This window comes from Gilliamella sp. B2828 (assembly GCF_026537125.1).
Taxonomy (GTDB): domain Bacteria; phylum Pseudomonadota; class Gammaproteobacteria; order Enterobacterales; family Orbaceae; genus Gilliamella.
The window spans coordinates 1-25,634 of sequence record NZ_JAFNMU010000001.1; the positions used below are offsets into that span (position 1 = coordinate 1).

Annotated in this window: 19 protein-coding genes and 2 pseudogenes; 14 read left to right on the top strand and 7 right to left on the bottom strand. The window is 36.0% G+C overall.

Annotated features, from left to right (window positions below):
- The 3 genes and pseudogenes from J3U19_RS00005 to nusG form a co-directional block, all read left to right on the top strand.
- Positions 1–84, top strand: a pseudogene (locus J3U19_RS00005) (elongation factor Tu); the annotation flags it as partial.
- A gap of 134 nt (positions 85–218) precedes the next feature.
- On the top strand, positions 219–620 hold the full coding sequence (secE, locus tag J3U19_RS00010) for a preprotein translocase subunit SecE (RefSeq protein WP_267339719.1): 402 nt from the start codon (positions 219–221) through the stop codon (positions 618–620).
- Position 621: 1 nt separating this feature from the next.
- Positions 622–1,167, top strand: a complete 546-nt coding sequence (nusG, locus tag J3U19_RS00015; protein WP_065602493.1) for a transcription termination/antitermination protein NusG — start codon at positions 622–624, stop codon at positions 1,165–1,167.
- Between the two features lie 118 nt (positions 1,168–1,285).
- Here the strand turns inward: nusG and J3U19_RS00020 are convergent, their stop codons facing one another.
- Entirely contained in the window at positions 1,286–3,229 is a 1,944-nt protein-coding gene (locus J3U19_RS00020) for an ABC transporter ATP-binding protein (RefSeq protein WP_267339717.1), read from the bottom strand.
- A 201-nt stretch (positions 3,230–3,430) separates the two neighbouring features.
- Here J3U19_RS00020 and J3U19_RS11475 point away from each other — a divergent pair, with 201 nt between their 5' ends.
- From J3U19_RS11475 to J3U19_RS00030, 3 genes and pseudogenes are all read left to right on the top strand, one after another.
- Positions 3,431–3,619, top strand: a complete 189-nt coding sequence (locus J3U19_RS11475) for a sugar diacid recognition domain-containing protein (RefSeq protein WP_416380277.1) — start codon at positions 3,431–3,433, stop codon at positions 3,617–3,619.
- A pseudogene (locus J3U19_RS11480) lies at positions 3,609–3,922 on the top strand (NAD-binding protein); the annotation flags it as partial. The gene J3U19_RS11475 and the pseudogene J3U19_RS11480, both read left to right, overlap by 11 nt.
- 63 nt (positions 3,923–3,985) lie before the next feature.
- Positions 3,986–5,134, top strand: a complete 1,149-nt coding sequence (locus J3U19_RS00030) for a glycerate kinase (protein WP_267345111.1) — start codon at positions 3,986–3,988, stop codon at positions 5,132–5,134.
- A 48-nt stretch (positions 5,135–5,182) separates the two neighbouring features.
- Here J3U19_RS00030 and J3U19_RS00035 read toward each other — a convergent pair whose 3' ends face one another.
- Positions 5,183–7,186, bottom strand: a complete 2,004-nt coding sequence (locus J3U19_RS00035; RefSeq protein WP_267339714.1) for an OPT family oligopeptide transporter — start codon at positions 7,184–7,186, stop codon at positions 5,183–5,185.
- 231 nt (positions 7,187–7,417) lie between these two features.
- On the opposite strand from J3U19_RS00035, the gene mazG reads away from it, so the two are divergent.
- From mazG to J3U19_RS00050, 3 genes are all read left to right on the top strand, one after another.
- A complete protein-coding gene (mazG, locus tag J3U19_RS00040; protein WP_267339712.1) occupies positions 7,418–8,206 on the top strand; it encodes a nucleoside triphosphate pyrophosphohydrolase in 789 nt (262 codons plus the stop codon).
- A 6-nt stretch (positions 8,207–8,212) separates the two neighbouring features.
- Positions 8,213–8,653: a hypothetical protein gene (locus tag J3U19_RS00045; protein WP_267345112.1), complete on the top strand. Its 441-nt coding sequence runs from the start codon at positions 8,213–8,215 to the stop codon at positions 8,651–8,653.
- Between the two features lie 162 nt (positions 8,654–8,815).
- Positions 8,816–9,442 (top strand): glutathione S-transferase N-terminal domain-containing protein, encoded by a 627-nt coding sequence (locus tag J3U19_RS00050; RefSeq protein WP_416380276.1) that lies wholly within the window; start codon positions 8,816–8,818, stop codon positions 9,440–9,442.
- A gap of 80 nt (positions 9,443–9,522) precedes the next feature.
- Here the strand turns inward: J3U19_RS00050 and J3U19_RS00055 are convergent, their stop codons facing one another.
- Together J3U19_RS00055 and gltB are read right to left on the bottom strand one after the other, a co-directional pair.
- Positions 9,523–10,935, bottom strand: coding sequence for an FAD-dependent oxidoreductase (locus tag J3U19_RS00055; protein ID WP_267345114.1), 1,413 nt, complete (start codon positions 10,933–10,935; stop codon positions 9,523–9,525).
- A 13-nt stretch (positions 10,936–10,948) separates the two neighbouring features.
- Entirely contained in the window at positions 10,949–15,406 is a 4,458-nt protein-coding gene (gene gltB, locus J3U19_RS00060; RefSeq protein WP_267345116.1) for a glutamate synthase large subunit, read from the bottom strand.
- Positions 15,407–16,076: 670 nt separating this feature from the next.
- On the opposite strand from gltB, the gene J3U19_RS00065 reads away from it, so the two are divergent.
- A complete protein-coding gene (locus tag J3U19_RS00065; protein ID WP_267339703.1) occupies positions 16,077–17,258 on the top strand; it encodes an NAD(P)/FAD-dependent oxidoreductase in 1,182 nt (393 codons plus the stop codon).
- Between the two features lie 6 nt (positions 17,259–17,264).
- On the opposite strand, the gene J3U19_RS00070 is transcribed toward J3U19_RS00065, so the two are convergent.
- Entirely contained in the window at positions 17,265–18,704 is a 1,440-nt protein-coding gene (locus J3U19_RS00070) for a sigma-54 interaction domain-containing protein (protein ID WP_416380278.1), read from the bottom strand.
- 262 nt (positions 18,705–18,966) lie between these two features.
- Between J3U19_RS00070 and lysA the strand changes: the two genes are divergently transcribed.
- From lysA to J3U19_RS00090, 4 genes are read left to right on the top strand one after another with little or no spacing between them, the layout of a single operon-like run.
- Positions 18,967–20,364 (top strand): diaminopimelate decarboxylase, encoded by a 1,398-nt coding sequence (gene lysA / locus J3U19_RS00075; RefSeq protein ID WP_267339701.1) that lies wholly within the window; start codon positions 18,967–18,969, stop codon positions 20,362–20,364.
- A 53-nt stretch (positions 20,365–20,417) separates the two neighbouring features.
- Complete coding sequence (locus J3U19_RS00080; RefSeq protein ID WP_267339699.1) at positions 20,418–21,830, top strand: APC family permease; 1,413 nt, start codon at positions 20,418–20,420, stop codon at positions 21,828–21,830.
- A 19-nt stretch (positions 21,831–21,849) separates the two neighbouring features.
- Positions 21,850–22,956 carry an alanine/ornithine racemase family PLP-dependent enzyme gene (locus J3U19_RS00085; RefSeq protein ID WP_267345118.1) on the top strand — a complete coding sequence of 369 codons (1,107 nt, stop codon included), beginning with the start codon at positions 21,850–21,852 and terminating at the stop codon, positions 22,954–22,956.
- A gap of 56 nt (positions 22,957–23,012) precedes the next feature.
- Positions 23,013–24,398 carry an amino acid permease gene (locus tag J3U19_RS00090; protein WP_267345120.1) on the top strand — a complete coding sequence of 462 codons (1,386 nt, stop codon included), beginning with the start codon at positions 23,013–23,015 and terminating at the stop codon, positions 24,396–24,398.
- Between the two features lie 125 nt (positions 24,399–24,523).
- Here J3U19_RS00090 and J3U19_RS00095 read toward each other — a convergent pair whose 3' ends face one another.
- Both J3U19_RS00095 and rplS read right to left on the bottom strand, forming a co-directional pair.
- Positions 24,524–25,126, bottom strand: coding sequence for a MarC family protein (locus J3U19_RS00095; RefSeq protein WP_267345121.1), 603 nt, complete (start codon positions 25,124–25,126; stop codon positions 24,524–24,526).
- A gap of 156 nt (positions 25,127–25,282) precedes the next feature.
- Positions 25,283–25,633 carry a 50S ribosomal protein L19 gene (rplS, locus tag J3U19_RS00100; protein WP_025314641.1) on the bottom strand — a complete coding sequence of 117 codons (351 nt, stop codon included), beginning with the start codon at positions 25,631–25,633 and terminating at the stop codon, positions 25,283–25,285.
- Position 25,634: the final 1 nt, after the last annotated feature.

Here is a 25,634-nt window from a genome sequence, read left to right on the forward strand (position 1 = left end):
GCAATGGCAGAAGGCTTACGCTTTGCTATCCGTGAAGGTGGTCGTACTGTTGGTGCTGGTGTTGTTGCTAAGGTTATTAAATAATTAAGTTATTCGCTACCATAGAAAGGGTGTCTTTTGATGCCCTTTCTTATCTGGTCTGTTTAGCAAAATGTTTTTAAGAAAAGAGCATTTTGGAAAATAGATAATATTATAAATAACATAATCGTAGGTTTTATATGCTAGTAAGTAACGAGAGTCAAGATACAAATGCTATTCTAGACAAATTTAAATGGGGTTTAGTTTTAGTATTGATTGCGTTTATTGTTTGGGGCAATTTTTATTTTTCTGAACCTAATGATATATATCAACCTAATACGATCGTTCGGATTATTGCCGTTGTGGTGATTTCAGCATTAACTTTATTTATTGCATTTACAACAGGTAAAGGCAAATCATTTATATTATTTTTACAAGAATCAAGAAAAGAATTAAGAAAGGTTGTATGGCCAAGTCGTAAAGAAACGGTACAAACCACCTTATTAGTTGCCGCCATCACAGTGGTTGTTGGTTTAGCGCTTTGGGGAATGGATTCTTTATTCCGTTCAGTAGTCTTTTATTTAACATCAATAGGGCGTTGATATGAGTGAAACACAACAAAAACGATGGTATGTTATTCAAGCTTATTCTGGTTACGAAGCGCGTGTTGCACAATCATTACGTGAATATATCAAGTTACATAATATGGAAGATTCATTCGGTGAAGTACTTGTACCAACCGAAGAAGTCGTTGAAATGAAAAGTGGTCAACGTCGTAAAAGTGAACGTAAATTCTTCCCTGGTTATGTTTTAGTTGAAATGATGATGAATGATGCAACTTGGCATTTAGTCAAAAGCGTACCAAGAACTATGGGTTTCATCGGTGGTACCTCAGATAGACCAGCACCTATCAGTCAGCGTGAAGTTGATGCTATTATGAATCGTTTACAACAAGTTGGTGACAAACCACGTCCTAAAACATTATTTGAACCAGGTGAACTTGTTCGTGTTAATGAAGGACCGTTTGCAGACTTTAATGGTGTTGTTGAAGAAGTTGATTATGAAAAAAGTCGCTTAAAAGTATCGGTTTCAATTTTTGGTCGTTCTACACCTGTTGAACTTGATTTTAGCCAGGTAGAAAAAAGCTAAAATTTTATTAGAATTTATTCATTCTGTTACAAGTTAAAAAAATCACAGAATTAATTCTGTGATTTTTTTTGCTTATTAACTGAGAAATAATTTAAACATCTTATTTTAGACATTAATACTAATTATTTCTTACTTCAAACTCTTCAAGTTGTTGCTGAATATCTAACCATTTTAATTCAGTATCTTCTAATTCATTTTTCAATTGGCTCTGTTTCAAAAGTAACGCAGTTAATTCTGTTTTTTTATCGGCTTCATACACAGTTGGATCGGCTAATTGTTGTTCGAGTGTGTGTAATTGGCTCGTTAATCGTGTAAGCATGTGTTCTTCTTTTTCAAGCTGTTTCTTCAGCGGCTGCATTTGCGCACGTCGTTGTGCATCTTTACGTTTTTGTTCCTTACGATCTAAAGCCGAAACATTTTGAATAGCTGTTTTTTTGATAATCTCCTTTTCAATTTTATTCTCTTGATCTATCGTTTGATTTTCAGCTTTTTGTTCGTTAGATAACCATTTTTGATAATCTTCTAGATCACCATCAAAAGGTTCCACTTTATGATCATGAACTAAGTAAAATTCATCCGTTGTTGATCGTAATAAATGACGATCATGCGACACGACCACTAATGCTCCTTCAAACCCAATAAGCGCTTCAGTGAGTGCTTGACGCATATCCAAATCTAAATGGTTTGTTGGTTCGTCTAATAAAAGCAGATTAGGTTTTTCCCATACAATTAATGCCAAAACAAGGCGAGCCTTTTCACCACCCGAGAAGGTTTTTACTGGATCTTTAACTTTATCCCCATGAAAATCAAATCCCCCTAAATAATTACGTAATAATTGTTCAGTTTTATTTGAATCAGCAATTCGAGAGAGATGCCAAAGTGCAGATTCATCAGGCCTTAGATATTCTAATTGATGTTGAGCAAAATATCCGAGTTGAATACCTTGAGCAAGGTTTATATGTCCCTCTTTAGGTGCAAGCTCGCCAGCCAGTAATTTAATTAAGGTTGATTTTCCAGCACCATTACGGCCCAATAGACCTATTCGAGAACCCGGGACTAAGTTTAATTTAATTTGTTCCAGCACAATTTTGTCATCATAACCAGCAACAACTTTTTCCATCATTAATAATGGATTTGGTAAAAATTCCGGTTTTTTAAAATTGAAATGGAATGGATTATCAACATGAGCAGGGGCAATGAGTTCCATTCTTTCTAGCATTTTAATACGGCTTTGAGCCTGTTTAGCTTTGGTTGCTTTAGCTCTAAACCTATCAATGTAACTTTGCAAATGTGCCACTTTAGCTTGTTGATTTTCATAGAGGGCTTGTTGTTGCGCCAGTTTAGCTGAGCGTTGAGTTTCAAATGAAGAATAATTACCAGTATATTCAAATAAACTTTGTTGCTCAATATGAATGATTTTATTGACCAGAGGATCTAAAAAATCACGGTCATGAGATATTAATATTAAGGTTCCTTGATAATTACTTAACCACTTTTCAAGCCATATAACGGCATCTAAATCAAGATGGTTGGTAGGTTCATCAAGTAATAATAAATCCGAACGGCACATTAAGGCTTGCGCTAAGTTTAAACGCATGCGCCAACCACCAGAGTAGGATTTTACTGGTAGTAATAATTGCTCATTAGAAAATCCCAAACCATGCAATAGTGTGGCTGCTCTTGGATGAATTGTCCATGCATCAATATTATCCAATTTTTCATGAATAAGAGCAATTTGATGACCATCATTATGTTGATTGGCTAGGTCTAACTTTTTTTCTAATTGGCGATATTCCCGATCACCATCAATAACATACTCAATTGCTGGTATATCTAATGCAGGGGTTTCTTGATTTACCCATGCCAGTTGCCATAGGCTAGGAAAGGTTAACGTACCTGCATCCGCTTCAATTTCACCTTTAATGAGTGAAAATAAAGTAGATTTGCCACAACCATTTTTACCAACTAATCCGACCTTTTGTTTAGGGTTTATTGTGGCAGAAGCTTTATCTAAGAGTACATTAACTCCGCGGCGAACTTGGATGGAATCAAATACTATCATGATTAAGTCACCTATGATTCAATGTAAAATGGGTTATTCTAACAAAAATAATGCATATGCAAAATTAGAATAGGAATTATTATGGTAAACTGCCGATGGTTGTATCATTGGTAGAGTGGTGATTTAGAACGTATTGGGGAATTACATTAAGGGGCAATACTATCTATATCTCAAAAAAGAATTGTTTCTATTGATGGTACAATGGTTAAATGTCTGAAAGGGATTAAGTCTGGCATCAATTTATCATTAACGCTCAACGATCGCATAGTGGGTGTCATTGGTTTAACCGGTGAACCATCAGATATTAGGCAATTTAATAAGTTGGTCTGTAGGACGGCAAAAAATGATGATGGGGCAAACCCAATTATTACAAGAAGTTTTAGCAACTAAAGCTGGTGTAAACCCTGAATTAGTTTATCAAGCAATTCGCGGGGGGATTAGCTGGATGTACTGTATTAGATGCTAAAGCTCCAATGGTTTTGAATCGTAATTTCAAACAGGTTTTAGAATTGATTTACATTTTAAGGATTTACAAAATGCGTTAGATACTTCTCATGGTATTGGTACGTCATTGCCATTAACGGTAGCTTTAATGGAAATGATGTAAGCCTAAAAACTGATGATAAGGGAGAATGTAATCATAGTGCATTAACGCGTTACTATAAGCGTTTAGCAAAAATAGAAATGAAATAATTAAGGTTAAAATTGAGTATGGTGACATACTCAATAACTTTGAGTCATTTGATAAGGATAGATATGAAAATTGTCATTGCTCCTGATTCTTTTAAAGAAAGTCTAAGTGCTATTGAAGTTGCTAATATAATTAAAAAGGGATTTTTAAACGTTTATCCACAGGCTGAATATTATTTAATTCCAGTTGCTGATGGAGGAGAAGGAACTGTTGATGCAATGGTTGATGCATTAAATGGTAATAAAATCACAGTGACGATTACTGATCCATTAGGTGAAAAAGGTTTGGCTTTTTATGGCATTTCAGGAGATGGACAAACAGCTGTGATAGAGATGGCTTCAGCAAGTGGTCTTGAGCGTGTACCCATTAATAAACGAGATGCTAAAATCACGACCTCATATGGTACTGGAGAATTAATTAAAGATGCTTTGGATAAAGGTTGTAAAAAATTTATTATTGGTATAGGCGGTAGTGCCACAAATGACGGCGGTGCTGGAATGTTGCAAGCATTAGGTGTTAAGCTTTTAGATGAATATGGTCATCAAATCGGTTATGGTGGTATTTCATTAAGTGATCTTGATACAATTGACATTAATGAAATTGATCACCGAATTAAAGATTGTGATTTTGAAGTTGCTTGTGATGTGACTAATCCTTTAACTGGTGAAAATGGTGCTTCATTCATATTTGGACCACAAAAAGGAGCGTCACAAGCCGATGTTCATTTGCTTGATAAAAATCTTAAACATTATGCCCAAGTAATAAAAAAAAGTTTTAATCTCGATATTGAATTCATCCCAGGAACTGGTGCAGCTGGTGGAATGGGAGCGGCATTATTAGCATTTATGAATGCTAAATTAAGGCCTGGAATCGAACTTATTACTGAAACTTTAAATTTAGATAAATTTATTTCGAATGCTGATTTAGTGATTACTGGTGAAGGGCAATTAGATTATCAAAGTATCAATGGTAAGGTTCCTGTAGGTGTTGCTCGTATTGCTCAAAAATATCAAAAACCTGTTATCGCAATTGTTGGAAGTTTAGGTGATCAGGCAGAAGCTATTTATCCTTACGGGATTAATGCTATGTTTAGCATTTTAAGTAAAGTTACTACTTTATCCGAAGCTCTAGATCCAACAGCAGCAAGTGCTAATCTTCTTCAGACATCAACGAATGTAGCTTTGACACTTAAATTAGGAAATACTCTCAAATAGGTTATAAGTACCCTTTATCAAAATAAGATAAAGGGTATTATAATGGAGTTATCGTTTAAGAACGGATAACGCTCGGCGAATAAATAACACACAAACAGCTGCAAAAACAAATAATCCTAGATATTGAGGTAATATCCCTAAATCAGCTGATATGGCAAGTGGAGTATTACTGCCGCCACTAGCAATGCTAATTACAATCACAACCGCTAAAATTACCCCGACTAAGCTCTCACCAACAATCAGGCCTGAAGCAATTAATGCTGCTTTTCGATCGACCTTTTTATATTCTTCTTCTGGATCCAACTTATGCATTTTTGCTTTTACATAAGTATTACGTTTTATAATCCACGATAATACTGTTCCGACGAAAATAGGCATAGTAATGCTAGGTGGCAGGTAAATACCTAAACCAACAGCAAGGGCAGGCAATCTAAATTTGGAGTTATTGGCAGCTAAAACTAAATCAATAGCGATAATAACAGCACCAACAGCTAAGCCTATTATGATCATAGTCCAGTCAAGATTATGTGAAAAAATACCTTTAGCAATGGTTGTCATAAGGGTTGCTTGTGGTGCTGCTAATACTTGTGATTGATCCATATCAGGACGAGGAACCGCACCTGTGAAGCCATAAGCGTTGTATAAGATTTCTAAGATGGGTGCAATGACAATAGCGCCAACAATACAACCGATTAATAATGCAACTTGCTGTTTCCATGGTGTGGCTTGGACTAAATAACCGGTTTTTAAATCTTGCAGGTTATCATTAGAAATACAGGCCACAGCTAAAACAGCACTGGTGGTAAATAGCGCGAGAGCGGTTGCAAAATTAGTACCTTCTATAGAGTTCAACATACCATTTACTTCGCCTAAACCAAGTAAAATAAGTGAAATAACAATAGCAGCAACAATCGCAATGCCTGATATTGGACTAGCGGATGATCCAACCAATCCTGCCATATAACCACAAGCAGCCGCTACTAAAAAGCCCATAATAAATGCAAATAACACTGCACATATGACTAAAGACCATGCTATGCCTAATGGTAATCCACTATCAGCAATAAATGCATAAAAGGTAACGAGTAAAACCATCAATATCCCTGCCATAACTAAGAATATCGTTTTAGGTGATAAATCTTGATCTGTTGGCGCAATATCACTTGCTGACACGTCAGCACGCATGGTTTTAAATGAAATTTTTAAGCCTTCAATTACGGGTTTAATTAAAGTAAGTAATGTCCAAATAGCCGCGATAGCAATAGTACCGGCACCAATAAAGCGAATATCTTTAGCCCAAAACCCCATAGCAATTTGTGATAAAGGTTGACTTGTATCATAATCACTCATTAGACTTAAAATTGGAATGCCAAATAGCCAAGCAATAATTGTCCCAACTAATACTGCGATACCTGACATAATGCCTATCAAGTAACCAGCACTCAAAAGAGCTAACGAAAACCCCATTGGCAGTTGAAAAATGGATTTACCAGCGGTAAACCAATAAGCCGTGCTGTCCGATAGCACTCTAAAACCATTCGTTAATAAACTCACAATGGAAGCTAACACACCACCAAATAAAATATCTTTTAGTCCGTTATTCGCTTCGTTACCTTCTGTTTTGGAGCCGGCTTTTAATATTTCAGCGGCAGCAACCCCCTCTGGATAGGGTAAATTACTTTTGACCACCATAACATGACGCAATGGGATTGAAAATAGCACCCCTAACATTCCACCCGCAGCACAAATTGCAAGTGTTAACCAAACAGGAAAACTTTGCCAATATCCAATCATCAATAAGCCCGGTAAAACAAAGATAATTGAAGATAATGTGCCCGCAGCGGAAGCTTGGGTTTGCACCATATTGTTTTCTAAGATAGTCGATCCTGAAAACATTCTTAATATTGCCATTGAAATTACTGCTGCAGGTATAGCCGATGAAAATGTTAATCCGACTTTTAAGCCAAGATAGACATTTGATGCAGTAAAAATGACAGTGATAAAAGCACCTAAAATTGTGCCTCTTAATGTAAGTTCTCGTAAATTATTCATATTATGTCATTAAGTTAATTTGATAAGGGGGTATTATATACTTAATTCGCTTTTATCGACTAGAGGTTCTGTAAATAACAGAATATTTAAGCTTTTTAACATTCTTTTCAGTAGAATTTTTACCCGTTATACTAAAAATTCATGTTAATTATAATGTAAAATAATAACCGATTTTAACTTAAAAGCTTTACAATAAGTGATCATTGGTAGATTCATGGAGGTATTGTTAACGTGACCGGATTAAAACGCTTACAAGCTATTACTAAGCGGCTTCGTAATCCTATTGATGGTTGTGAATGGGATAAAGTACAAACTTTCACATCATTGAAACTTTATACTTTAGAAGAAACCTACGAAGTTTTAGATGCAATTGATCATCAAGATATGCAAGAACTGAAAAATGAATTGGGCGATTTATTATTCCAAATCATTTTTTATGCTGATTTAGCTAGTGATCAAGGAGAATTCAATTTTGATGATGTTTGTAATGCTGTTGCCGATAAGTTAGTCAGTCGTCATCCCCATATTTTTACCAATAAAACAAAAGAAAAGCCCAATTGGGAACAACTAAAACAACAAGAACGTGATAAACGTGCGCAATATTCAATATTAGATGATATACCCAATTCTATTCCAGCTTTAATGAAAGCCGAAAAAATCCAAAAACGATGTGCTTCGGTCGGATTTGATTGGAATCAATTACAACCAGTGTTAGATAAAGTAAAAGAAGAAATTGGTGAAGTAGAGCATGAGCTCAATCAAAATGAACGTGATCATCAAAAAATCGAAGAGGAGCTTGGTGATCTGTTTTTTGCTACTGTAAATTTAGCTAGACATTTAAAAATAAGGTCAGAACTTTGTTTACAACAAGCTAATAAAAAATTCGAACGGCGTTTTAAGCTGGTAGAATCGATACTCAAACAAAAAGATCGTGCTTTACTGGATGCAACACTTGAAGAAATGGAAGAGGCATGGCAAAGTGTTAAACAACTAGAACAAGATAATAAACGTTTAAAGTGAATAAAAATGACTGAACAAAAAAATGAATTGTATCAAGAAATCGAAGCATGGGCACAAAATGCCATTTTACATAGTCCAACTTGGAGTATTAATCAACTCGACTATTCCGAAAAAAGTATTACAGTTGTTGAGATGATCATTGGCGAAATGGCTGATAAAAGCTTTGGTCTTCCAGAAGAACAACTTAATATGATATCGCAAGAATATGGCTGTTATTTGTTATTAACTGCATATAAATTATATGGTGGTCAGTTTTATTGGAATCAAGAATTTGAACAACCTATGTTAATCTGCTGTGAGCCTGACTCGACTATAGCGTTATTAACGTGGAATAAAGTTAAAGGACGTTTATTGGGTGATAAAACTGATCATATTGCTTATTTCCTTGATGAATTTGGTAAAGCGACCTTTCAATCAGAAAAAGGCACACATGTGGTTTATTTATAACTTCATAAAGTGAAATATTTAAAATTCTTAATGAAAAGGTTAAGTAAGATTAGCGCCTAAAGCTAAACTTAATCTTTATTGCAAGGATGGTTGAAAATGAATTACACACTTTATATCGGCAATAAAAACTACTCTACGTGATCTATGCGGCCTTGGGTCGTGATGAAATACTTTGATATTCCCTTTGCTGAAAAATTGGTTAAATTTGATAGTTTTGATGAAGATTCACTATTTAAAACTACGATATCATCCATTTCAAAATTTGGAACTGTTCCGATACTTATTGATAACGATCTTATCATTAACGATTCTTTAGCGATTTGTGAATACTTAGCTGAACAGCATCGAAATTTAGCACTATGGCCAACGGATATAAAACGTAGAGCAATGGCTCGTAGCTTAGTTGCAAAAATGCATTCGGGATTTCAAGCGATTCGAAATTATTTACCCATGAATATCGAGGCTGAATTGCCAGAAGTCGGGCAAATAATTTTACGTGATCACCCCGAAGTAAAAAAAGAGCTTTTGTTTTTAGATGATTTATTAACGTCTTTTTTATCTTCTAACAAATCAAATGATCGCTTCTTATTTGGTGACTTTAGTATAGCAGATGGATTTTATGCACCTTTATGCTTAAGATTAAAAAATTATCATATTCAAACAAGTTCAACTTTAGCTAATTACATTGAAACGATTTGTCATACTAAAGGTATTCAAGATTGGATAAATGAGGCGTTAAAAGAACACAGTTTTGTCACGATGGATGAACCTTATCGATTACACCGATAATTAAAGATTTTGATAAAAAATAACCCCACTTAACCTTGCGTAAGTAGGGGTTAATCTTTGGATTTAATCTAAAAACGCAATCACACTTCTAAATAATCTAAAATTCCTTCTGCTGCTTTGCGTCCTTCGCTAATGGCAGTGACGACTAAGTCCGAGCCTCGCACTGCATCGCCGCCGGCAAAGATTTTGGCATTGGTTGTTTGATAACCTTTCATTTCTGGAGCGATAATCCGTCCTTTATCATCAAAATCAACACCATGTTCGGCTAGCCATGGCATAGCATGGGGTTTAAAGCCAAATGCCATAATTATAGCATCAGCAGGAAGGACAAATTTTGAACCTTCAATAATTACCGGTGAGCGGCGGCCTTTAGCATCTGGCTCACCTAATTCAGTCCTGACCATTTCCACGCCGGTAACGTGTCCGGTATTGCTAATTTCTATACTTAATGGCTGTACATTAAATTGAAATTGTACCCCTTCCTCTTTGGCATTTTTGACTTCGCGTTTAGAGCCTGGCATATTGGCTTCATCACGACGATAAGCACATGTTACTTCGCTTGCGCCTTGACGAATTGAAGTTCGTACACAATCCATCGCGGTATCCCCCCCACCTAATACAACTACACGCTTATTTTTCATGTCGATGTATGGGGTATCTTTGGTTTGTTCATGATGCATTATGTGCTTAGTATTGGCGATCAAAAATGGTAACGCATCATAAACGCCGTTAGCATCTTCATTTTCAAGTCCTGCGCGCATTGATTGATAGGTACCTGTTCCAATAAAAACAGCATCAAACTCATTAAGTAACTCAGATAATTGAACTGTTTTTCCTACTTCGGTATTTAGACGAAACTCAACTCCCATCTCGGTAAAAATTTTACGACGGTTAATTAATACTTCCTTATCCAATTTAAATGCAGGAATACCAAAGGTTAATAGCCCACCAATTTCAGGATGACGATCAAAAACTACCGGTGTTACACCATTACGTACTAAAACATCAGCGCAAGCAAGTCCTGCAGGACCCGCACCAATAATGGCGACTTTTAATCCCGTTTTTTCAACATTAGTTAAGTTAGGTTTCCAGCCCATTTTAAAGGCTTCATCGGTAATATAGCGTTCTATATTACCGATAGTAACAGCGCCAAACTCTGCGTTTAAGGTGCATGATCCTTCACAAAGTCGATCCTGAGGGCAAACACGGCCACAAACTTCCGGTAAACTATTAGTTTGGTGAGAGAGTTCAACTGCCTCTAAAATTTTACCTTCGTTAACTAATTTTAGCCAATTCGGAATATAGTTATGCACAGGGCAACGCCATTCACAATATGGGTTACCACAAGCCAAACAGCGATCGGCTTGGGCTTGAGATTGCGCAGGGGAAAATCCTTCGTAAATTTCAACAAATTCTATTTTACGAATATTCAACGGTTTTTTTGGCGGATCGACACGTTGTAAATCGATAAACTGATAAACATTTTGACTCATTTTCGTGCTCTCCTTACTGTGCTTGAACGCGTAGTTCTGCTGATGAACGACTACGATGACCAAGCAGCGCTTTTACATCGCTCGATTTAGGTTTAACTAAAACAAATTGTTTAGCAAAATCTTGCCAATTTGCTAGAATTTCTTCAGCGCGTGATGAGTGAGTAAGTTGAGCATGCTCCATGATTAAGCCTCGTAAGTGCTCTTCATGTATTGAATAATCAGCAACATTTAGCATTTCGACTAACTCTTTATTGATACGTTTATGAAAATCACCATCAGCATCTAAAATATAGGCAAATCCACCAGTCATACCGGCACCAAAGTTAACCCCAGTTTTACCCAATACACAAACAATCCCGCCTGTCATATATTCACAGCCATTATCACCAATGCCTTCAACCACACTGATGGCACCTGAATTACGTACGGCAAAACGTTCACCGGCACGACCTGCGGCAAATAATTTACCGCCAGTTGCACCATATAAACAGGTATTACCGGCGATGGTTGCTTCATGGCTTAAAAACGCCGAACCTTGAGGAGGTCGAATTACAATGCGACCTCCTGCCATGCCTTTACCAACATAGTCATTAGCATCACCTGTCAGAGTTAAATCCACACCACCGGCATTCCATACTCCAAAGCTTTGACCGGCCGTGCCGTTGAAATTTAATGAAATTGGTTCTGATATTAAACCTTGATCACCATATTTTTGGGCAATATAACCTGATAGACTACTTCCCACAGAACGGTCTGTGTTTTGAATATCAAAATAGAAACTTTTACTTTTACGTGCATCAACAAACTGTTGGGTTTGCGTAAGGATCTCTTTATTAAGTACACCTTTATCAAATGGTTTATTCTCTTCAATGCAGTAAACCGGTTTACCTTCATGAGGCGTCGCTGTTTCGAGCAAACTGGATAAATCCAATTTTTGTTGTTTGGCGGTAATGCCGTCTAGTTCTAGAAGGAGATCGGTTCGTCCGATTAAATCAACAATACGACTTACTCCAAGTTCAGCCATGACCTCTCTTGTATTACGAGCAATAAATCGGAAATAGTTCATGGCTTTTTCTGGTAAACCATGATAATGCTCATTCCGTAATTTTTCATCTTGAGTTGCAACACCGGTTGCACAATTATTAAGATGACAAATACGCAGATATTTACAGCCTAATGCAACCATTGGTCCTGTACCAAATCCAAAGCTTTCTGCCCCTAAAATAGCAGCTTTTACAATATCTGTACCAGTTTTTAAACCACCATCAACTTGTAAACGTATTTTGTGACGTAATCCGTTAGCAACTAAGGATTGTTGAGTTTCAACAAGTCCTAGCTCCCAAGGTGAGCCAGCATATTTAACTGATGTTAATGGACTGGCGCCTGTTCCACCATCGTAACCCGAAATAGTGATTAAATCGGCATAAGCTTTAGCCACGCCAGTTGCAATGGTACCCACACCCGGTTCAGAAACCAATTTAACTGAAATCATTGCATTAGGGTTAATTTGTTTTAAATCGAAGATTAGCTGTGCTAAATCCTCAATAGAGTAAATGTCGTGATGAGGTGGTGGTGAAATTAGGGTTACGCCAGGAACAGAAAACCGTAATTTAGCAATATAAGGTGTGACTTTATCGCCTGGTAGTTGACCACCTTCACCTGGTTTAGCACCTTGTGCCACTTTAATTTGAATTACATCTGCACTCATTAAGTAACCAGGAGTTACCCCAAAGCGACCAGATGCCACTTGCTTAATGCGAGAAACTTTGATGGAGTTATAGCGCGCAGGATCTTCTCCACCTTCACCAGAATTTGAATACCCCCCTAAAGTATTCATTGCTATGGCAAGTGATTCGTGCGCTTCTGGGCTAAGTGCACCAATTGACATTGCTGCTGAGTCAAAACGTTTAAATAAAGATTCTTCCGGTTCGACTTCATCAAGTGCAATAGCCTCATTTTCGGGTGGATTAAGTTTTAATAAATCGCGCAATGTAGCGACAGGGCGATTATTAACGATATCGGCATAACGTTTATAATCTTCATAGTTGCCATTATTGACAGCGAGTTGTAAAGATTGCACAACATCAGGATTATAAGCATGATATTCGCCGCCATAAACAAATTTAAGTAATCCGCCTTGATCTAAAGGTTTACGACGTAACCAAGCACTTTTTGATAAGTTAAATTGATCTTGAGCAAAATCATCAAAATTCGCACCACTGATACGACTAGTAACCCCTTGGAAACAGAGGTCAACCACATCTTTATGTAACCCTACAGCTTCAAAAAGTTTTGAACATCGATAAGAGGCAACAGTTGAGATCCCCATTTTAGACATGATTTTATATAGACCTTTATTGATCCCATTACGATAATTTAAAATAGCTTCGCGGTAGGATTTTTTGATGGTCCCATTATCGACCATTTTTGCCAAAGTTTCGTATGCTAAATAAGGGTAAACGGCTGTGGCACCAAAACCGATAAGTACGGCAAATTGATGAGGGTCGCGACAACTACCTGTTTCGACAATAATGTTTGCATCGCAGCGTAAATTCTTTTCAACTAATCGTTGCTGCACAGCACCTAATGCCATAGGTGCTGGAATAGGTAAGCGATCTGCTGCGATATTTTTATCTGATAGGATCAGTAATACTGTACCATTACGTACTTTTGCTTCAGCATCACCACATAACTGCTCAATAGCATCGCGCAAACTACCATCAATATCATAAGTCATATCAAGTTTTTCAGATTTATAATAGCGAGACTCTAAAGAGACTAACTGCTCAAGATCAGAATAAACTAAAACCGGATATTTAAATGCTACACGATGTGCTTGTCCTTCTGCTTCGGCAAAAACATTCATTTCACGACCAATACTGGTAGAAAGTGACATTACGTGCGCTTCCCGCAATGGATCAATTGGTGGGTTGGTGACTTGAGCGAATTTCTGTCTAAAGTAATCATAGATAAGGCGTGGTCTGCCTGATAATACCGCAAAAGGAGTATCATCTCCCATAGATCCCGTGGCTTCCTGACCATTTTCACCTAAAACACGAATACATTGATCAATTTCTTCACTACTATAACCAAATTGTTTTTGATACGTTGCCAGTAAGACATCGTCGTAGATACCTGAACCAATATTGTCATCGGGTAAATCTTCAAGAGGAATGAGTCGCTTTACGTTTTTACTCATCCATTCTTTATAAGGATGACGTTTTTGTAGATCGTTATCAGTTTCGGATGATTGTAAAATACGTCCCTCTTCCGTATCAATAACCATCAGTTCTCCAGGACCAACACGTCCTTTAGCGACGACTTCGTCAGGTTGATAATCCCAAATACCAATTTCTGATGCACAGGTAATAAGTTTATCCGTGGTAATGACATAGCGTGCTGGGCGCAAACCATTACGGTCTAAATTACAGGCTGCATAACGACCGTCAGACATAACAATGCCTGCTGGCCCATCCCATGGTTCCATATGCATTGAATTAAAATCAAAAAAGGCACGTAAATCTTCATTCATATCAGGATTATTTTGCCATGCAGGTGGTACAAGCAAGCGCATAGCTCGTACTATATCCATACCACCCACTAAAAATAGTTCAAGCATATTATCTAATGAACTTGAATCTGAACCGGTAACATTTACAAAAGGCGCAGCATCTTGTAGATCTGGAATCAATGGCGTTTTAAATTTATAAGAACGTGCTTTCGCCCATTGTCTATTACCTTCAATAGTATTAATTTCACCATTATGGGCTAAATGTCTAAATGGTTGGGCAAGTGGCCAACGAGGAACAGTATTGGTTGAAAATCGCTGATGGAATAGGCAGATTGCTGTTTCCATACGTAAATCCGCTAGATCTAAATAAAATCTAGGTAAATCTTTAGGCATGCACAGACCTTTATAGATATTAACCTGATTTGAAAAACTACAGACATAAAAAGTATCATCTTGTACCCGTTTTTCAATACGTCGGCGCACCATATATAAACGTCGTTCTAAGTCAATTTTACTCCATCCAGCAGGAGCATTAACAAAAACTTGTTCAATTTGTGGTAATGATGATAAAGCGATTTCACCTAAAACACTTTTATCAATAGGAACTTCACGCCAACCTAAAATAGATAAGGTTTCATTAGCAAGTTCTTCTTCAACAATATCACGGCTAGCTTGTGCTTCTTTTTTATCCTGACTTAGAAATAGCATACCAACAGCATAATTGGTGGCTAAACGCCAGCCAGCTTCTTGTGCAACGAGTCTGAAAAAACGATCAGGTTTTTGTAATAAAAGACCACAGCCATCACCTGTTTTACCATCTGATAGTATGGCTCCTCGGTGTTGCATTCTGGCAAGCCCGTGTATTGCAGTACGCACCACTTTATGACTTGGTTGCCCTTCAATATGAGCAATTAAACCAAATCCGCAGTTATCTTTTTCATGATGCTGGTTATATAACATATCATTGCCTCTAATTCATCGCTTTTATAATTTAAGAAAAAAATAGGCTTCAATCCCATAATGGCTAAGAAATTAAAGAAAAATAGTATTTTGGTCAAATAAATATTACTTATAAGTCAATCTTTTAATAAGGTATATCAGAGTTATTAAAGAAGCTAATAATGATATGTATCATTATTATTTTTATAAGAAAAATGAAATTTTTTATTTCTATCTGTAATTTAATAATTATAAATTTTGCTTCTTTTTTGTTAAAAAGTTTTAGGTGGATGTAAATATTTCAGTAAAAAAATATCAATATCAATCAATATTTTTAATATATAGACTTTGCAAGTTAAAAAAACTAATTATGTTTGAAATAGAATTATTAAGTGATAGGAGTTTATAAACCTCATGTTGGTATTTTATTTACTGTAATGAATTATTGTAGCTATAAAACTTCCCTATGGAGTAGTTAACATATTGGATGCAATCACCAAAGCAATAATTGCTAATCGGTTATCAATGGGCAGGCGATTTTATTCTTAAAATATGCTCGATAGAAAGTTGACAAGTGAATATAGCGTTCCTAAATAACACAAAGTTATAAAGCATAATAAACAAATCACGACTATAAGTAACAATTGTATACTGTTATAATTTATTATCTTTTATTTTTGATATTACGATTATGCAAACTAAAATTACAATTGTAGGTGCTGGAGCAGCAGGGCTGTTTTGTGCGGGATTACTAGGACAAAGAGGCTATGATGTTACTATAATTGATAATGGCAAAAAAATTGGCCGTAAAATTTTAATGTCCGGTGGCGGTAAATGCAATTTTACTAATCTCACTGTTGAAGCAAGTAATTATCTTTCTCAAAATCCACATTTTTGTAAATCTGCTTTAAAACGATTTTCCCAATGGGATTTTATTCAATTAGTTAATCACTATAATATTGCCTATCATGAAAAAGAACATGGTCAGTTATTTTGTGATAATTCAGCTCAAGATATTGTCGATATGCTTGCACAAGAGTGCCAAAAAGGACAAGTTAAATTCATGCTTCAAACACAACTGGAAGAGGTTGAGTCTGTAGATAAAGGATTTAAGTTATATACTTCACAAGGTTGTATTGAAACAGAGAAGTTAATTGTGGCAACCGGTGGACAGTCGATGCCAGCACTAGGCATGACCTCGATCGGATATAAAATAGCTGAAAAATTTTCGATTCCTGTTGTACCAGTAAAAGCGGGGCTAGTGCCATTTACGTTACATAGACCTTTGTTAGAAGTTTTATCTACTTTATCAGGAATGGCTGTTCCAGTTGAAGTATCTAATGAACGAATCTGTTTTAAAGAGAATTTATTATTCACCCATCGTGGATTGTCAGGACCAGCGATTTTACAAATTTCGAGTTATTGGCAAGCAGGAGAGTCAATCATGATTAACTTATTACCAGATAGGTTATTCGAATCAACTTTTAAACCGTTACTTGAACAAAATCGTAATCAAACTATAAAAAATTGCTTAGCACAGATTTTACCGAAAAGGTTGATTGAAGTACTGATACAATTGAATTTGATAATCGACACAACTGTTAAACAACTTAATCCTAAGCAGCAACAAGATCTATATAATACATTGACACACTGGCATATAACACCAAATGGTACTGAAGGATACCGAACGGCTGAGGTGACGTTAGGCGGAGTAAGTACCGATGCTTTATCTTCAAAAACGATGGCAGTTAAATCGCATCCAAATCTCTATTTTATTGGTGAAGTTGTGGATGTAGCTGGTTGGCTCGGTGGTTATAATTTTCAATGGGCCTGGAGCAGTGCATTTGCCTGCGCACAAGCCTTTTGTTAAGAGGGATTAGTTACCTATTACCCCCATTTGAATATGATATTTTTTTACTTTATATTGTAATGTCGTCCGTGAAATATTTAATAATTTTGCGGCAGCAATAATTTTGCCGTTGGTTTGATTTAAAGCATCAATAATAAGTTGTTTTTCATAATTTTCAACTTGTACAGTTAAGTTAATGTTGCCAGCGGTCATGCTCGTACTTTGTTTTTCAAATTTCGTTTCGAATTGATCTTGTGGGTAAGGGCTATGAATGTCAAACAGTTCATCATCAAGGATAATTTGTTGCAATTCTCCCGGTTCATTTTGTAAGACTATACTTCGTACGATTGCATTTTCCAGCATCCTCACATTTCCCGGCCAAGGTGCCGACATGAGTTGTTGTAATGCGTGCTCACTAATGCCTGTTATCACAACATTTACATCCGCTTTATGTTTATCAATAAAGTATCGCGCCAATACAGGAATATCTTCTTTTCTTTCACGAAGGGCTGGAAGTTTAATTAATCCGACATTTAATCGATAAAATAGGTCACTTCGCATTTTCCCTGTTTTTAACAACTCTGCTGGTGATTCATTCATGGCGGCAACAATTCTAACATCGGCGTGTAGCTCTTTATTGCCCCCTAATGGCCAGTAAGTCTTTTCTTGTAAAAATCTCAGTAATTTGCTTTGCATATCCAGTGGCATAGCATTAAGTTCATCAAGAAATAGTGTGCCGCCATTAGCCAGTTCTAAATAACCTGGATGGTTTTCGGCTCCAGTAAAGGCTCCTTTCATCGTTCCAAATAAGGTACTTTCTATCAATGTGGTAGGTAAAGCACTACAGTTTAACGAAATAAACGCTTTATTACGGCGATGACTTGTTTGATGAATCAAATGAGCAAAAAGCTCTTTACCAGTTCCAGTTTCACCGACAATTAATACTGGGACATCATTTGCTCCTAAAATATTTGTTTGATCAATAACCTTTTGCATTTTTTGTGATACAAAAACTATTTCAGGCAATGGCTGATCTTTATTTTGGTATAATTTACTATTGAGTTTGAATACTTGATCGTGTAGCTGCCTAACAGTTGATAAATTTCGTCCTATTTCGATCGCACCAATAATATCTTTATGCTTGTTATAAAGTGGTACGGTTGTATGCATATAATCAACCAGTTTACCTACATGATTATAGTAGCTTTGGTAATTATCCTGATATTCCTTACCTTGTTGTAAAGCTTGTAACATGGTACTATCTTCTTTTCTTAAATTAGGATAAACTTTAAGCATGGGTTTACCAATAGCTTGCTCCATAGGGTAACCATCAAGTTCTGCACTTTCCCGATTATAATAAATATATTTACCTTCTTTATCGATAATAGCCATTGGCTGATGGATTAAATCAAAAAAATGTTTGAATATTTCTAATGATTGTAATAATTCAGGATCGATTGTCATGATATTAGTACCTTTTTAATTTAGCTTATTAGCTAAGTTTAGCTTACGTTAATTTTAATACCTTTCAACCATTAATGATTTTGTGACAAATTTTTGTCATAAAAACAGGTTTTAAACAAAATGACCAAAATTGTTTTTGCAATAATTTTCATAATAAATTGATTTTTTATGATTTATAAGTTGGCATGCTGATTGCATTGCAAGTGAGAAGCCATTTTACTTGTTTTCTTATGTACTTTTTATGTACTAATTAACTGGAGGTCTTATGTCCGACAAAATTATGTCAAATTATAACAAATTACGTACTGATCTAATAACTAAAGATCGTCGTTTCAGTGCTCAAAACGGTAAATTATGTTTTGACGGCATAAATTTAGAAGAATTAGCAAAGAAATACCCAACACCTTTTTACGTATTTTCTGAAAAAGAAATTGATCGTAATATTCAGGAAATCAAAGATTCGTTTAAAGCTCATCCAAACACTAAGATTTTTTATGCGTCAAAAACATGTTCTGTAATGGGTGTGCTAAAAGCAATTAAAGATGCGGGTATTTATGCTGAAGCGAACTCAATGTTTGAAGTGCGCAAATGTTTAGAGATTGGTTTTCCAGGCAGTCAAATTGTTTTCAATGGTGTGGTTAAAAAACCAGTTGATTTAGAATTTGCTATCCAAAATGAGCTTTATATTATTAACGTAGATAGCTTATTTGAACTTGATATAATTGATGAAATTTCAAGACGTTTGAAGAAAGTGGCAAATGTTTGTGTACGTGTTGAACCCAATGTACCTTCAGCGACGCATGCGGAACTCGTGACAGCTTATCATGCTAAATCGGGTATCGATTTAGAACAAGCGGAAGAAACTTGTCGTCGTATTCTTGAAATGCCTTATGTACATTTACGTGGTTTACATATGCACGTAGGAGATCAAGTACCAGAAGCAGAACCTTTTGCTAAAGCAACGAAAGTATTAGTTGATGAATCACGCCGTTTAGAAGAAGTTCTTGGTATTAAATTGGATTTAATTAATGTTGGTGGTGGTATTCCTGTTCCATATAAATATGACGAAGAAAATGGCAATCCATTACAGGATAATATGTACGCAGGTATTACCGCACAACATTTTGCTGATGCAGTAATTAAAGAAGTACATAAATGGCGTACCGATGTTGAGATTTGTATTGAACCAGGTCGTAAAGTAACAGGATCAGCTGCCGTATTATTAACAGAAGTAGCTTGTGAAAAACGTAAAACTAATTACGATTTAGACGGAAACATTGAAGAACATGTTGAGTGGAAATTTGTTGACGCAGGCTATAGCGTGTTATCTGACAGTCAGCATTTTGATTGGTTTTTCTATGTTTATGATGCATCAAAAATTACCGAAGAGCATGATCAATACATTAAACTTGCTGGACCTTTATGCGATGGTGGTGACTATTACCATGTTGGTGTAAAAGGGGAAGAGTTCTTGCTACCAAAAGATACTCAGGTTGGAGATATTATTGCATTCCTTGATGCTGGAGCTTATACCATTGAGAGCCAAACAGTTTATAACAACCGTCCACGTACTGCTGTTGTTATGATTGATAAAAAAGGTAAAGATCGATTGATTCGCCGTGAGGACACTTACGAGGATATGGTTGGATACGACGTGTATTAATCATGAGTTATCTGGGGCACTTATCGTCCCAGATATTATAATGTGAGGTTATTATGAGTGATTCTAAAAATTCAAGTTTACTTGGTATTAAAGACATTGTATTTATGAATGTCATTGCAATACTAAGTTTACGTCAGATTCCTAATGTTGCTCCTTATGGAGCGTCAGCAATGGTGCTTTGGCTCCTTGCTGCATTTTGTTTGTTTTTTCCTTTAGCAATGGTTTGTGGTGAACTTTCTACTGGTTGGCCAAAAGATGGTGGGATTTTTGTTTGGGTAAAAGAAGCGTTTGGTAAACGAGTTGGTTGGATAGTAGTTGTTTGTTTCTTATTCTCATGCGTGCTTTTCTTCCCACTGATGTTGCAATTTGGTTTTACTGCAATTGGCTACATGTTTAGTCCTGAACTAGCTCAAAATCAGGTGTTTATTGGTGTTGGTTCCATGGTAGTATTTTGGATCTTAACATTAATGAATATCAAAGGTTTGAAATGGACTAAAATCATTAACAGTGTTAGTGCATGGTTAGGGGTCTTTATTCCTGCTGGTATTATCGTGTTATTAGCCATTGTGTGGCTAATGACTGGTCACCCAATGGCCACTGATTATAGTCATATTAGTGATTGGATTCCGGATTTAAGTAGCTGGGATACCATTGTTTTTCTATCAAGTATGATGTTTGCTTTTGCTGGACTTGAAGTTGCCCCTATGATTGCTGGTCGTACTCGTGATCCACAACGTGACTTCCCTAAAGCGATGGCGGTATCTGCAATTGTTATCGTTGGTATCTATATGATTGGTACTTGGGCCATTAATACCTTATTACCTGCTGTTGATACTGATATTGTTGCCGGTGTAATGCAAGCAATGGAAGCAGCGGCTAAAGAGTTACATATGCCTTGGTTATTACCTGTAATGGCAATTTGTTTATTCTTTGGTGCATTAGGTCAAATTAACTCATGGTTAGTTGGCCCTATCTATATGTTACAAGAGGCGTCAAAAGAAGATAATTTACTTGGTGAACGTGTTGGACATTTACATCCTGTCTATCAAACTCCAGCATTTGCTTTAGTTATTCAAGCAATCATTGTCACAGTACTTTGTTTCTCAACGTTTGTATCGCCAAGTATTGCTGCTGCATATTGGATGTTAACTGCATTAACAACCATTTGTTACTTTATTCCTTATTTAGTGATGTTTATTGCATACTATCGTTTACGTATTACTCAACCAGATGTACCACGTAGCTTTAAGATCCCAGGTAAAGTATTACCGATTGTTTTACCAGGTTTAGGATTCTTATCTACACTATTTGCGGTGATCTTAGTGTTTATTCCACCAGCACAGATTGATATGGGGGGATATGTTGAGTATATCGCGAAAATTGTTGGTGGTGCAGTGCTTGCTATCGTGTTAGCGGAGTGGATATACCATAGAGCACAAAAGCGTAATCGCATGCAACAACAATAAGAGATAGAGGAGTAAATTTATGTACAAACCTGTATTGGAAATTGATTTAGGAAAATTAAAAGACAATGCACGTGTTGAAAAAGAGCTGCTTGCTAAACACGGCATTGAAGTAATGGCAGTTAATAAAGTGTTTGATGGTTGTGTTGAAACAGCAAAAGCAGTTCTAGATGGAGGTATTGATGTTATTGCTGAGTCAAGAACCTACAATTTGAAGAAACTTAAAGATGCTTTAGGGTGTAAAACCTGCTTATTGCGTAGTCCTTGTTTAAGTGAAATTAGTGAAATAGTTAAATATGCAGATATTAGCTTAAATAGTGAAAAAGTGGTGATTCAAGCACTTTCAGACGAAGCCGTTAAGCAACAAAAAATTCACCAAGTTTTATTAATGATTGATATGGGTGATTTACGTGAAGGTATTTGGTTTGAACATTTGGATGAAATTATTGATACGGTCAAACTTATTTTATCTTTACCGGGTGTTGAGCTTTATGGGCTAGGTACTAATTTTAACTGTTATGGTACTGTGTTACCAACAGTTAAAAATGGAGTAGACTTTTTAGAAATTGCGCGTAAAGTTGAAAAATCTTGCAATATTAAAATACAATATTTATCGGCCGGTAATTGTACTAGTTATCACTTATTAGACAAGGGTATCTGGCCAGAAGGTCTTAATCATATCCGGATTGGTGGTTTACATGAGTTTGGTATTGAGTATGTGGATATGAAATATCTTGATGAATTTCATCATTCCAATAAACCTGTCGAAAGAGCTTGTAGTGATATGTATAAATTATATGCACAAATCATCGAGCTTAACAGTAAACCAACCGTTCCAGTCGGCGAGCTAGGTGTTGATGCTTTTTTAAACAGTAAAACTTTTGTCGATCATGGTATACGTAAACGAGCGCTGCTTGCGTTTGGACGTCAAGATGTTCCGGCTGAAAGCTGTGTACCAATCGATGATAATATTACTGTACTTGGTCAAACCAGTGATCATACGTTAGTCGATATCGAAGATGTGTCACAAAATCTTAAAGTCGGTGATATGATTGGATTTGAGCTTGATTACACTGCCTTGCTAATGGCTTGTCAAACTAGTGGTGTAGAAAAACGGTTTATCTATTAATTTGTGTTAACTGCTGGTTAACCAGCAGTTTTTATCAATGATTAGGCGGTTTATACATGGCAACATCAGTATCACAACAAAGCCAAAATTTCAGTAATTTAAAAAAGAATCTTAAAAATCGTCATCTGCTAATGATTTCATTAGGGGGATCGATTGGTACCGGTTTATTTATTGGTATCGCTGCGCCATTAACTACGGTAGGGCCATTAGGAACTATTATTGCTTATTTAATGGCTGGTAGCATAATGTTAGCAACAATGTTATGTTTAGGTGAGCTTTCTTGTGCATTCCCGCATGCGGGTTCTTTTCAGCATTATGCACTAATGTTTATTCCAAATCCGATTTGGAGTTATACTATTGGTTGGTTATACTGGCTTAGTTGGGTTCTGTCTATGGCAGCAGATTTAACTGCCGCTTCTATGATTGCTCACCAATTTTTTCCTGCTGTTCCTATTTATCTTTTTAGCTTATTGATTTTAATTGTTATTACCTCAGTTCATTTAACTTCTGTCCGTGCTTTTGGTGAAAGTGAATATTGGTTTTCAACCATTAAAGTGTTGGCAATTATTGCTTTTATCGGTGTTGGTATTTATCTTCTTTATCAGCAATATACTCAAACTCACATATTACCTACTTTTAAAACAGAACAAGGCTGGTTTCCAAATGGTTTTTTATCGATTTTTGTATGCATGACCATTGTGACTTATTCATTTCAAGGTGTTGAGCTAATTGGTAGTGCCGCTGGTGAAGCTGAGTCACCTCAGTCAGTATTACCCAAGATTATTACAGGTGTAGCATTTAGAATTATTCTGTTTTATGTATTAGCTATTGCAATTTTAGCATTAGTTTACCCTTATGGAACTGTGCATGATGAAATTAGTCCCTTTGTGTGGGTATTTAACAAAGTCGGTATCACTTTTGCTTCTTATATGATGTTGTTCGTTATTTTTTGTGCTGCGATATCTGCGGCTAACTCAGCTATTTATGCCAGTTCGCGTATGTTATGGTCTATGGCACAGGATAATTTAGCGCCTAAATATTTTTCAGAAGTCAATAAACGGGGCGTTCCTACTAAAGGCATCTTATTTATTGCAATTATTGCTCTAGTTTCATTATTTTCTAAATATATTGCCGCGGAAAAGCTTTATCTCTATTTGGTTGCAGGTACTGGACAAGTAGGTTGTTTTGCGTGGATTATTATCGCTTGGTGTCAGTATCAATTTCGTAAAGGGGTGAATAGTGGTAAATACCCTAAAGAGATGATTAAATTTAAATCACCATTATTTCCATGGTTAGCAGCAATTTCAATCATTGTTAATATTGTGATCATTGTTGGTGTGTGGTTTGGTGAGTCGGGGCATTTTATTTTATTATCAGAAGTTGTTTTAATTATCATTATTTTAGCTTCGTATTACTATAATAAAAACGCAATCTCATCATGAATCATTAAGATTATTTATACTCAATTAGTATAGAAATGCTCATAATTTAATCTTAGATGAAATAGTGAATTTAATTGTTACGTTATTTTACGTAATAACGTAACAAATTTATCAATATAGGTTAGCTATTTTATAAAAGCCGTTATGCCAGAAAAAACTACTTGTGCAGCAATTGCTGATATTAGTAGTCCGGTTAATTTTGATAAAATGGCAATACCTGTATTTTTTAATACTTTTGCAATACTTTTTGCACATAAAAGCATGGCATAAATGCCCGAGGAAGCAATAAACAATGAAACCGCACCTATCATATTGGCGGCAAAACCCACTGAGCTTGTTCCCATAACAATAATTGTACCGATAGAAGCAGGGCCCATGCAAAGAGGAATTGCAAGCGGTACAACACTAATATCTTCATTACTGTTAATTTTATTTTTATCTGGAGAGTCATTCATTAGTGTCACAGCAGTAATAAACAGTAACACGCCAGAACCGATACGAAATGCATCGAGAGTAAAACCGAAAACACTAAACATAGTATTTCCAAAAAAGAACAATACAATACCAATTATAAATACAGCACAAGATGTTTTAAGTGCAGTTTTTCGGCGTTGTGGTTCATCATATTGTTTAGTACCACTTAAGAATGCACTTAGCACTGCTGGTGGTGTCATTAATGCGAATAACTTGGTTGTGGTAGCAAGAATCGCAACAAGATAGTTATCCATAATGTTACCTTTATTTAATCTAGATATTGCTTGAATTTTGTCAACGATTGTTGGCGGGAATGAACTTTTACTATATACATAAAAACGGTCACCATAAAGGTGACCATATTTAATTGGATATATTTAATTAGTTTATCAAATATTAACCAATTTGAATTAGTTAAGGCGTTCTTTGATACGCGCTGCTTTACCACGAAGTTCGCGTAAGTAGTAAAGTTTAGCTTGACGTACTTGACCACGACGTTTCACAGTAATTGAATCAACAATTGGTGAGTGAGTTTGGAATACTCGTTCAACACCTTCGCCATTCGAAATTTTACGTACTGTAAATGCAGAATGTAAACCACGATTACGAATTGCTACAACAACACCTTCATAAGCTTGAAGACGTTTTTTGTTACCTTCAACAACCCATACTTTTACTTCAACCGTATCACCCGGACGAAAAGACGGGATGTCTTTTTTCATTTGTTCTTGTTCTAATTGCTGAATAATTGCATTTTTCATA